Genomic DNA, 10,258 nt, shown 5'->3' on the forward strand with positions numbered 1-10,258 from the left:
GCGCGCAGCGCCGACTTCGATGCGAAGCAATCCAGGGGCTTCAAGCGTGGCCCTGGATTGCTTCGTCGCAAGAGCTCCTCGCAATGACGGGTTGAAGGCCTGATTTCATTGATCGCTTTTTGAGTCAGACTCTGAGGAGCCGCGCGACTTCGCGCTGCGTCTCGAAGGATGAGCACCGCTTGGCATTTGGCCATCCTTCGAGACGCCCGGCTCCGCGCTTCGCGCGACACCGGGCTCCTCAGGATGACGGTGTCGGTGTGGCCAGCCCCGAAAACGAAAATGGCCGGGCATTGCCCGGCCATTGCAACTTCATCGATCTAGCTTGCGGCTCACCCCTTGAAGTCGCGCACCCGCTTGATCATCCGCTCGACATGGGCGATCGGGGTTTCCGGCTGGATGCCGTGGCCGAGGTTGAAGATATGGCGGCCGCCGGAATAGCTCTGCAGTACGTCGTCGACCGCTTCGTCGAGCGCGGCGCCGCCGGCGATCAGCACCAAGGGATCGAGATTGCCCTGCACCACGACTTTGTTCTGCACCCGCTCGCGCACCAGCGACGGCTCCGCGGTCCAGTCGATCGATACGCCGTCGACGCCGCTGCGCTCGACGAAGGCCGGCAGCATCGCGCCGGCGCCGCGCGGGAAGCCGATGATTTTCGCCCCCGGCGCCTTCTTGCGCACGCCCTCGACGATGCGGCGGGTCGGCTCGATCGACCAGCGCTCGAATTCGCGCGGCGGCAGCACGCCGGCCCAGGTGTCGAAGATCTGCAGCACGTCGGCGCCGGCCTCGAGTTGCGCCAACAGATAGCTGATCGAGCTTTCGACCAGCACGTCGATGATTTTGGCGAACGCGCCGGGATGCTGATAGGCCATGTTGCGCGCCGGGGCCTGATCCGGGGTGCCTTGGCCCGCGACCATATAGGTGGCGACCGTGAACGGCGCGCCGCAGAAGCCGATCAGCGTGGTCTCGGCGGGCAGCTCGCGGCGCACGATCTTCAGCGCGTCGAACACCGGCTGCAGCTTGCTCAGATCGATCGCCTTGGACAGCGTGCCGACCTTGTCGGGGGAATCCAGCGGCTCCAGCCGCGGGCCTTCGCCGACCTCGAACCGCACCGCGCGGCCGAGCGCATAAGGCACCACCAGAATGTCGGAGAAGATGATCGCGGCGTCGAAACCGAAGCGGCGGATCGGCTGCAGCGTCACTTCGGCGGCGAATTCCGCATTGAAGCAGAGGTCGAGAAAGCCGCCGGCCTTGGCGCGAACCTCCCGGTACTCCGGTAGATAACGGCCGGCCTGACGCATCATCCACATCGGCGGCGACGGCTGGCGATGACCGGACAGCACTTCAATGAACGGTTTGGTTACGAGATTCTGTGTCAAGAGATGGTTCCATTGTTGATCGCCAAGCTTTCTCGACGGGTCTGATACACTGCGGACACCGTCTTGACCACGGCGAGATGCGGGCCAGATAGACTGAAACAGGAATCCAAGAATGAACGCAGTCGCACCCACCGTTGCCTTGCCCGTCGCGGGCAACGCCTCCAGCCTGCCCGCTCCGGTCTCCGGAGAGCGCCATGAGATCGATAGTTCAGCGGGAAAGCTGAGCTATTGGGCCGCGGCTCCCGACACCGTCACCACCCGGACGCCGCTGCTGTTGATCCACAGCATCAACGCCGCGGGCTCGGCTTACGAGATCAAGCCGCTTTACGAGCACTACCGCACCCTCCGCCCGGTCTATGCGATCGAGCTGCCGGGCTTTGGTCATACCTCGCGGGAAAACCGTCAATACACAATTCGGATGATGACCGACGCGATTCACGCCGTCACCGACGAGATCGCCAAGACTTACGACGGACCGATCGACGCCATCGCGCTGTCGCTGTCGTCGGAATTCCTGGCGCGTGCGGCCAACGAACGGCCGCAGGCCTATCGCAGCGTCGCGGTAATCAGCCCGACCGGCTTCGATACCCGCACGGTGCGCTGGATCCGCGGCTCGCGGGCGATCCCGTGGCTCCACAAGGCGTTCGAACAGCCGCTGTGGAGCGAAGGGTTGTTTCGCCTGCTGACCGCCCGCCCGGTGATCGGCTGGTTCTTGAAGAAGACCTTCGGCTCCAACAATTACGACCGCGGCCTGCTCGACTACGACTATCTGACCACGCATCAGCCGGGCGCGCAGCACGCGCCGTATTATTTCGTCGCCGGCTATCTGTTCGCCCAGGATGCCTTGGCGCTGTATCATTCGCTGCCGATGCCGGCCTGGCTGTCGCACGGCAGCCGCGGCGACTTCGTCGATTACGGCAACAAGACCACCGTGGAAGGCCGGCCGAACTGGAGCATCACCGTCTACCAGACCGGCGCGATGCCGCATTTCGAACTGCCCGACGCGTTCATCCGCGACTATGATACGTTTCTGGCCGGGGTGGCGACGCCGCCGGTGGCGTAACGCGAGGGGCGATGTCCGATCTGGTCTGGAGCAGGGACGGCAGCGACTGGCCGCATCGCGAGGCCAGCCAGTTCGTCGCCGCCGCCGGCATCCGCTGGCATGTGCAGCGGATGGCTCCGCCCAGCGGCGACGCGCCGGCGATCCTGCTGGTGCACGGCACCGGCGCGGCGTCGCATTCCTGGCGCGGGCTGATGCCGATCCTGGCGCGGCACTTCACCGTGATCGCGCCGGACCTGCCCGGCCACGGCTTCACCCAGTCGCCGCTGTCGCACCGGCTGTCCTTGCCGGGGATGGCGGCGGATCTCGGCGGCCTGCTGCGCGGGCTCGGCGTCGCGCCGCAGGTCGTGGTCGGGCATTCCGCTGGCGCGGCGATCCTGGCGCGGATGTGCCTCGACGGCGCCATCGCCCCGGATCTGCTGGTCAGCCTCAACGGCGCCTTCCTGCCCTATGGCGGGCACGCCGCCCACCTGTTTTCGCCGCTGGCGAAACTCCTGGTGCTCAATCCCTTCGTGCCGCGGATCTTCGCCTGGCAGGCCATGGTGCCGGGTTCGGTGGAGCGGCTGATCGCCAACACCGGGTCGCAGATCGAGCCCACCGGCATCGCGTTGTATGGTAAGCTGATACGTAGTCCGGCCCATGTCGGCGCGGCGTTGCGAATGATGGCCAATTGGCAGCTCGAGCCGTTGCTGCAGGCGATGCCGCAGCTCGCCACCCGGCTTTTGCTGGTGACCGCGGATCGCGACCGCGCCATCGCGCCGGCCGAGGCGCTGCGGCTGAAGCAGATCCAACCCGCCGCGCTGATCGAAAATCTCACCGGCCTCGGGCATTTGGCGCATGAGGAGAGGCCGCAATTGATCGCCGATCTGGTCCTGAGATACGCGGCACAAGCGGCGCAGCCCGGCGATAACGCGCTAACTGTGTCATGAAAATCTTACACTGACGGGCTGGAAAACTGTCAAGAAACAGTTACACTGCCGGCCATGCTTGACCCCGGTTCCAAACCCATCCCGCCGATGCGCAATAATGATGATCAGCCCCATGCGGTGGTGATCGGATCAGGATTCGGCGGCCTCGCCGCCGCGGTCCGGCTCGGCGCCAAGGGCTACCGTGTTACCGTTCTGGAAAAGCTCGATGCTCCCGGCGGCCGGGCCTACGTGTTCAAGCAGGACGGCTTCACCTTCGACGCCGGCCCGACCATCGTTACCGCGCCCTATCTGTTCGAAGAACTGTGGAAGCTGTGCGGCAAGAAGCTGTCCGACGACGTCACGTTGAAGCCGATCACGCCGTTCTACCGGATCCGCTTCAACGATGGCACCACCTTCGATTACTCCGACGACAAGGCCGACGTGCTACGGCAGATCGCGCAATTCTGCCCGGAAGACGTCGAGGCCTATGACCGCTTCATGAAGGCCTCGGAGGCGATCTTCAAGGTCGGCTTCGAGCAGCTCGGCGACATGCCGTTCAGCAATTTCACCGACATGCTGAAGATCGCGCCGGACATGATCAAGCTGGAGAGCTATCGCAGCGTCTTCGGCCTGGTGTCGAAATATTTCCGCGACCCGCGGCTGCGCGTGGTGTTCTCGTTTCATCCGTTGTTGGTCGGCGGCAATCCGTTCAGCGCCACCTCGGTGTATTGCCTGATCACCTTCCTTGAAAAGCATTGGGGCGTGCATTTCGCGATGGGCGGCACTGGCCAGCTCGCCAGAGGCCTGGTCAAGCTGATCCTCGGCCAGGGCAACGCGGTGCACTACAATCAGGACGTCCGCGAGATCATGGTGGAGAACGGCGTGGCCACCGGCGTGCGGCTCGCCACCGGCGAGATCATCGACGCCGACATCGTAGTGTCGAACGCGGATTCCGCCTGGACCTATCGCTATCTGCTGCCGGCCGCGGTGCGCTCGCGCTGGACCGATCGCAAGATCGAGAAGGCGCGTTACTCGATGAGCCTGTTCCTTTGGTACTTCGGCACCAAGAAGCAGTATCCCGACGTCAAGCACCACACCATCATGCTCGGGCCGCGCTACAAGGAGCTGGTCACCGACATTTTCAAGCGTAAGATCTGTGCCGACGATTTCAGCCTGTATCTGCACCGCCCGACCGCGACCGATCCGTCGCTGGCGCCGGAGGGCTGCGATACGTTCTACGTGCTGTCGCCGGTGCCGCATATGGACAGCGGCATCAACTGGCCGGCCAAGGCGGAAAGCTATCGCAAGCTGATCGCCAAGGAGCTCAGCGACACCCTGCTGCCGGATCTGGACAACCAGGTGGTGAGCTCGCGGATGCTGACGCCGCAGGATTTCCAGGACCGGCTGTCGTCGTTCCGCGGCGCCGCCTTTGGCCTCGAGCCGATTCTGACCCAGTCGGCCTGGTTCCGGCCGCACAACAAGAGCGAAGACATCGATCGATTGTATCTCGTCGGCGCCGGGACCCACCCTGGCGCCGGGCTACCCGGTGTGCTGTCGTCGGCGCGGGTGCTCGATGCGCTGATTCCCGACGCCCACACTCTGGTGAAGTCATGACCTCGCAAGCCGATATCGCCGCCTGCCGTGAAATGCTCAAGGAAGGCTCGCGCACCTTCCACGCCGCCTCGCTGGTGCTGCCGCGGCGGATCAGCGACCCGGCGGTGGCGCTCTACGCGTTCTGCCGCGTCGCCGACGATGCGGTGGATCTCGGCGTCGACCGCGCCGCCGCCGTCGAACTGCTGAAGGACCGGCTTGACCGGATCTGCCGCGGCCTGCCGATGCCCTATCCGTCCGACCGTGCCTTTGCCGATGTGGTGGCGCGCTACGCCATCCCCGAGGCGATTCCGGAAGCGCTGATCGAGGGCCTGGAGTGGGACGCCGAGGGCCGCCGCTACGAGACGCTGTCCGACCTCTATGGCTACGCGGCGCGCGTCGCCGGCACCGTCGGCGTGATGATGACGCTGGTGATGGGGCAGCGCTCGCCCGACATCGTGGCGCGGGCCTGCGATCTCGGCTGCGCCATGCAGCTCACCAACATCGCCCGCGACGTCGGCGAGGACGCCCGCGCCGGCCGGCTGTATCTGCCGATGGCGTGGATGCGCGAGGCCGGGCTCGATCCGGAGCAGTGGCTGAAGAAGCCGGTGTTCAATTCGCAGATCGCCTCGATCGTCAAGCGGCTGATCGACACCGCCGACGCGCTGTATGATCGCGCCACGCTCGGCATCGAGAATCTGCCGCGGGCCTGCCGCCCGGGCATTTTCGCCGCCCGCGCGCTATATGCCGAGATCGGCCGCGAGGTCGAACGCTCGGGCCTGGATTCGGTGTCGAGCCGCGCCGTGGTCTCCACCGGCCGCAAGCTCGCGGTGCTGGCGCGGATGCTGGCGTTCAGCGAGACCGAATGGGCGCCGGCGAAATATCTGCCGGCACGGTTCGGCGACATGGCCGAAACCCGCTTCTTGATCGACGCCATCATCGCCACCCCGCTGCGCGAAGCCCCGGTGGCGCCGAAGCCGAAGCCGATCGAGGCCAAGGTGGCCTGGCTGGTCGAGCTGTTCTCGCGGCTGGAGCGTCGCGACCAGCTGATGCGCAGCCGGGCGTAGTTGCTGCCGCTAACACGGCAAGCTTCGCTAGGCCCGAATTCCCCCTTCCCAACCCTCCCCCGCAAGCGGGAGAGGGCGCGCGCTGTGGCCGCAGCGAGGCATCGAACGATCTCCTGCCTAGGAGCTGTTCCGGTTCTGATAGAATCAGAACCGAGCTCTAGATTGTTATTTTGACGCGTTTTCTTCACGCGAACCGGGATCCACTTCGCTCGAAAACGCTATAATGTAGTTTGCGCCACTCCCAAGCACGGCCGGACTCCTTCTCCCGCTTGCGGGGGAGGGTGGGGGTGGGGGTGCTCCGCACCGTAGCCCCGCGTCGATCCTGCCATCCATTCGCAAAAACACTCGAAGCCGGCTGGCGGCCGTGATACCTATGGGCGCTTGGTGCCGTCCAGCCGAAGAGTTGCCGATGACCATCGATACCGATCTCCGCGCCGAGATCCCTTACGACGCCCGCAGCGAGGCGGAGCAGCATCGCGGCCGCGCCAAAACCTGGTTCGAATCCTTGCGCGACAAGATCTGCGCCGAGGTCGAGGCGCTGGAGCGCGAGGCGCCGGCGGCGCTGTTTCCCGGCGAGCCCGCGCGCTTCACCTACAAGCCGTGGCAGCGCCAGACCGGGCAGGGCGGCGGCGTCGGCGGCTTTCTGTGCGGCGGCCGGCTGTTCGAAAAGATCGGGATCCACACCTCGTCGGCCAACGGCCGACTGACCCCGGAGATGGCCAAGACCTTGCCGGGCGACGGCGTCTCGCTCGACTACGTCTCCAGCAGCATCAGCCTGATCATGCATCCGCGGAGCCCGCGGGTGCCCACCGTGCACATGAACACCCGCTATCTCTCCACCTCGCAGGGCTGGTTCGGCGGCGGCGCCGATCTGACGCCGATGCTGGCCGAGCAGCGCAGCGCCGAGGCCGAGGACTGCGTGACCTTTCACGAAGCGATGCGGCGCGCCTGCAACGCGCATGATCCGGGCTACTACGCCAAGTTCAAGCCCTGGGCCGACAGCTACTTCTTCCTGCCGCATCGCGGCACCGCGCGCGGCGTCGGCGGCATCTTCTACGATCATCTCAACACCGGCGATTTCGCGCGCGATTTCGCCTTCACCCGCGACGTCGGCCTGGCGCTGCTCGAGGTCTATCCGAAGATCGTGCGCAAGCGGATGCAGGAGCCGTGGACCGAGCAGGAGCGGGCGCAGCAGCTTTCCTGCCGCGGGCTCTATGTCGAGTTCAACCTGTTGTACGACAAGGGCACGATGTTCGGGCTGCAGACCGGCGGCAACATCGAGACCATCCTGTCCTCGATGCCGCCCTTGGTGAGCTGGGGCTGAACCGGGACTATCGGTGAAAGGCGCGCGGTGGACCAGTATCTCGGCCTGATCGAACTGCTGCTGGTGTTTGCCGGCCTGATCGTCGGCGGCGCGGTGCTGGCGGCGCAGGGCCGCCGGCTCGACCGGCTGCGCGAGGCCCGCAACGACGCGCGCAGAGAGCCGCCGCCATGAACAGCGAAAGCTCGTTCAACTATTTCGAATTCATCCTATTGGCGCTGTTCGTCGGCGCCTGGGCGATTCTGGAATGGCAGGGCCGGCGGCTCGACAAGAAGCGCGCGGCGGACAAAGCGAACCAACCAAGCGAGAAGCCGTAGCCTCCGCGCCGCGGTGATGGCCGGGACCAGCCCGGCCATCACGAGTAGCCAATTCAGCAGCCGAGCTGGGCTGCGTCGAAGCTGGTTTCGGCGCCTTCGTCCCAGCCGTCCCAGAGGAAATCGCCGGCGCGGCCGTCGGCGATCAGCCGGAACGCGTAGCGGGTCTGCTCCTCGTAGAACTCGCAATAGGCGCCGGTGTGGGTCATGCCGCCGTTCATCTCATGCGCCTCGGCCGGGCAGGGCGAGCCACAGAAATGCCGGATCGCGCAGTCCTGGCACGGCGCGATGTCCTCGACCTTGCGGCCGGTGACGGCGGCGAAGGCCGGGGTCTGCAACACGTCCTCGATGTCGTCGCGGAACAGGTTGCCGCCGTTGAACGCCGGCAGCCCGATGAACTCGCTGCACGGGAACAGATCGCCGTTCGGCGCCAGCGCGAAGAACGCCCGGCCGCCGCCGCATGGCGAGATGTCGCACATCAGCCGCCGCGCGGTCGGCGCCTGGATGCCGATCAGGATGTTGGCGAAATTGGCAACCACCAGCTTGCGTCCGGTCTGGCGATACAGCTCGTGGCTGCGCTCCAGCGCGGCGATGAAGGCTTCGGCCAGCGGCACGTCGTCGGGCCGCACCGTGCGCGCGCCGGGCAGCGTGCAGCGGATCACGTTGAGCATGCAGGCCGGCACTTCGCGTTCGTGCAGGAACTCGACCATCGGGGTGAGCTGGTCGAGATTCTGCGAGCTCATGGTGCAGATCACGTTGAACGCCGGATAGCCCTTCAGGCGTTCGATCGCCTCTACCACCTTGCCGAACACGCCGACGCCGCCCCAATTGGCGCGGGTGCGGTCGGCGATCGCCTCGACCGGGGCGTCGAGCGACAGCCCGATGCCGACGCCGCGCGAGGTCAAGAACTCCGCGGCCTTGTCGGTGAGCAGCGTGGCGTTGGTCTGCAGCCCGAAGCGGAAGCGGTCCTTGAAGGCGTCGATCGCGGCGAAGATCGCCTCGCGCGCGATCAGCGGCTCGGCGCCGTGGAAGATGATCTGCGGCCGGCGGTCGGCCGGCATGTGGCGGCTGAAATAGCGGTCCAGGGTGTCCAGCGCCTTGAGCAGCGTCGGGCCGTCCATGTCGATGCCGTCGCGGCGCATATCGGCCGGAATGTAGCAATAGGTGCAGTTCAGGTTGCAACGCTCGGTGGCGTTGACATAGACCGCCGAGGGCTTCAGCCCGAACCGCAGCGCCTGCATCTCGCGGGCGAATTCGTCGGCCTTGGCACGGTAGCCGTCGAGCAGCGGGCCGCCGCTCAGCGTCTCGGCGAGCTGGTCCTTGCGCACCAGCGACCAGAACGCGGTGTCCGGCGAGATCAGCGCGATGTGGCTGTCATGGCCGATGTCGTAGGGTTGAATCGCGGGTCCGGCGCCGCTGTTAATGAAACGGCCCCGCGAGGGGGCCGTTCCGGACGCCAATTGAAATGGCGCGTTCACTTCGCAGCCTCCTTGTCCATCAGCACGAAGTGCGACAGCCCGGTGCCTTCGGAATCGCAGGTCTTGCGAATCGCGATGATGTCGGGACGCGCAGTGGCGCGCTCGGTGGAGGGGGTGGTCGAGGTCGAGGTGGCAATCTTGGTCATCGTCAGGCTCCATCGTGATGACCGGGCATGCGGCAAGACACGTGCGCGAGCACGTCCCTCACCGAAACCCTTTGCCATCGGATTTCGCCCGGTCGGACCGTTTCAGCAGGTCTTCTGGCTCTCGGATCGTCCACCGTCTGCACCTTCCCGACGGGACGTCCCCATCAGTGGCTGGCTTGCGCCTTGCAGCCGGCGTCCCCGAATACAGCGGCGGGTCCGCCACGGAATTACACCGTGTTCCTGGATACTGAAACTATGCCGCTCACTTACTCCCCGGCCAAGGCCTCGTCAAATGCGCTGGCGGCATGCTGGCCTGCGCGCAGGTAATCACCTATGGTCTGGGGCGGGGGACGCCGCGCTATTGCGAAGCCGATGGAACTTGGTGCGGCCGGCTCCCGTTAGGTGAATGTTTCGCGCCGACCCGAACGGTCCGGCTAGCTGCTATCAATTGGCAAAGGGCATAATCATACCATGCCGAAATTCTCGCTGCCGAAACTCTCGCCGAAATCCTGGGGCTATCTGGCGCTGGCGGCCGTCGTCGCCCTGATCGTCGCCGCCGGCGTGGAATACGTCGCCCGGACCCAGTTCGGGTTCTCCCCGGACGCGATCCGCTACGCCGCCTTCAACGTCGCCAGCCTGGTGGTGGCCTATCTGCTGGTCGCCGGCATCGGCCGCGAGCAGAAGGGCAAGAACTGAGAGCCTTCTCCGGACATTCGCCGCGCACCTTGCGCGGCAGTTTTGGCTCCACTTCTCAACGGGTCGTCCCTGCGTACGCAGGGACCCATACGGCGCGGACTCGCGGCCTAGGGGATGGCGGTTCTTCACCTTCAACGACAGGGGTGATGGGTCCCTGCGTGCGCACTAAGGCATGCACACATCTTGGGTGCGACGGATTGACTCGGGTGTTGCTGGGGGGATTCCAGAATCGGGAATTCGTGTGATCTGTCTTGCGACACTTCGATTTTGACGGGGGTGTCGCATGCTGGCGCAGATCGACT

The 10,258-nt window shown here is 65.6% G+C and carries 11 protein-coding genes and 1 riboswitch; of the genes, 8 read left to right on the top strand and 3 right to left on the bottom strand.

Going from position 1 to position 10,258, the window contains the following annotated elements; genetic code table 11:
* Window positions 1–329: 329 nt before the first annotated feature.
* Window positions 330–1,376, bottom strand: a complete 1,047-nt coding sequence (hemE, locus tag VGC77_RS02990) for a uroporphyrinogen decarboxylase (protein WP_331170078.1) — start codon at window positions 1,374–1,376, stop codon at window positions 330–332.
* A 112-nt stretch (window positions 1,377–1,488) separates the two neighbouring features.
* Here hemE and VGC77_RS02995 point away from each other — a divergent pair, with 112 nt between their 5' ends.
* From VGC77_RS02995 to VGC77_RS03025, 7 genes are all read left to right on the top strand, one after another.
* Window positions 1,489–2,439 carry an alpha/beta hydrolase gene (locus VGC77_RS02995; protein ID WP_331170079.1) on the top strand — a complete coding sequence of 317 codons (951 nt, stop codon included), beginning with the start codon at window positions 1,489–1,491 and terminating at the stop codon, window positions 2,437–2,439.
* 11 nt (window positions 2,440–2,450) lie between these two features.
* Window positions 2,451–3,365 (top strand): alpha/beta fold hydrolase BchO, encoded by a 915-nt coding sequence (gene bchO / locus VGC77_RS03000; protein ID WP_331170080.1) that lies wholly within the window; start codon window positions 2,451–2,453, stop codon window positions 3,363–3,365.
* 54 nt (window positions 3,366–3,419) lie between these two features.
* Window positions 3,420–4,958 carry a phytoene desaturase gene (locus VGC77_RS03005; protein WP_331170081.1) on the top strand — a complete coding sequence of 513 codons (1,539 nt, stop codon included), beginning with the start codon at window positions 3,420–3,422 and terminating at the stop codon, window positions 4,956–4,958.
* On the top strand, window positions 4,955–6,001 hold the full coding sequence (locus VGC77_RS03010) for a phytoene/squalene synthase family protein (RefSeq protein ID WP_331170082.1): 1,047 nt from the start codon (window positions 4,955–4,957) through the stop codon (window positions 5,999–6,001). The genes VGC77_RS03005 and VGC77_RS03010 overlap by 4 nt, the downstream gene beginning before the upstream one ends.
* A 409-nt stretch (window positions 6,002–6,410) precedes the next feature.
* Window positions 6,411–7,325, top strand: coding sequence for an oxygen-dependent coproporphyrinogen oxidase (gene hemF / locus VGC77_RS03015; protein WP_331170083.1), 915 nt, complete (start codon window positions 6,411–6,413; stop codon window positions 7,323–7,325).
* A gap of 27 nt (window positions 7,326–7,352) precedes the next feature.
* A complete protein-coding gene (locus VGC77_RS03020) occupies window positions 7,353–7,496 on the top strand; it encodes a hypothetical protein (protein ID WP_331170084.1) in 144 nt (47 codons plus the stop codon).
* Window positions 7,493–7,639, top strand: a complete 147-nt coding sequence (locus VGC77_RS03025; protein ID WP_331170085.1) for a hypothetical protein — start codon at window positions 7,493–7,495, stop codon at window positions 7,637–7,639. The genes VGC77_RS03020 and VGC77_RS03025 overlap by 4 nt, the downstream gene beginning before the upstream one ends.
* A gap of 53 nt (window positions 7,640–7,692) precedes the next feature.
* Here VGC77_RS03025 and cbpB read toward each other — a convergent pair whose 3' ends face one another.
* The gene (gene cbpB / locus VGC77_RS03030) at window positions 7,693–9,114 is read right to left on the bottom strand and encodes a peptide-modifying radical SAM enzyme CbpB (protein WP_331170086.1); all 1,422 of its coding nucleotides are present in this window, start codon (window positions 9,112–9,114) and stop codon (window positions 7,693–7,695) included.
* On the bottom strand, window positions 9,111–9,260 hold the full coding sequence (gene cbpA, locus VGC77_RS03035) for a modified peptide precursor CbpA (RefSeq protein ID WP_331170087.1): 150 nt from the start codon (window positions 9,258–9,260) through the stop codon (window positions 9,111–9,113). The genes cbpB and cbpA overlap by 4 nt, the downstream gene beginning before the upstream one ends.
* 87 nt (window positions 9,261–9,347) lie before the next feature.
* Window positions 9,348–9,527: riboswitch (cobalamin riboswitch) on the bottom strand.
* 204 nt (window positions 9,528–9,731) lie between these two features.
* Between cbpA and VGC77_RS03040 the strand changes: the two genes are divergently transcribed.
* Window positions 9,732–9,956, top strand: a complete 225-nt coding sequence (locus tag VGC77_RS03040) for a hypothetical protein (protein WP_331170088.1) — start codon at window positions 9,732–9,734, stop codon at window positions 9,954–9,956.
* The last annotated feature ends 302 nt before the right edge of the window (window positions 9,957–10,258 follow it).

Source organism: Rhodopseudomonas sp., assembly GCF_036404135.1.
GTDB lineage: Bacteria > Pseudomonadota > Alphaproteobacteria > Rhizobiales > Xanthobacteraceae > Rhodopseudomonas_A.

Bases quoted from the DNA above. Each gene is read 5' to 3' on its own strand.
- VGC77_RS03025 (WP_331170085.1), top strand. From the start codon at position 7,493: ATGAACAGCGAAAGCTCGTTCAACTATTTCGAATTCATCCTATTGGCG.
- bchO (WP_331170080.1), top strand. From the start codon at position 2,451: ATGTCCGATCTGGTCTGGAGCAGGGACGGCAGCGACTGGCCGCATCGC.
- VGC77_RS02995 (WP_331170079.1), top strand. From the start codon at position 1,489: ATGAACGCAGTCGCACCCACCGTTGCCTTGCCCGTCGCGGGCAACGCC.
- cbpA (WP_331170087.1), bottom strand. From the start codon at position 9,260: ATGACCAAGATTGCCACCTCGACCTCGACCACCCCCTCCACCGAGCGC.
- VGC77_RS03010 (WP_331170082.1), top strand. From the start codon at position 4,955: ATGACCTCGCAAGCCGATATCGCCGCCTGCCGTGAAATGCTCAAGGAA.
- VGC77_RS03040 (WP_331170088.1), top strand. From the start codon at position 9,732: ATGCCGAAATTCTCGCTGCCGAAACTCTCGCCGAAATCCTGGGGCTAT.
- hemF (WP_331170083.1), top strand. From the start codon at position 6,411: ATGACCATCGATACCGATCTCCGCGCCGAGATCCCTTACGACGCCCGC.
- VGC77_RS03005 (WP_331170081.1), top strand. From the start codon at position 3,420: ATGCTTGACCCCGGTTCCAAACCCATCCCGCCGATGCGCAATAATGAT.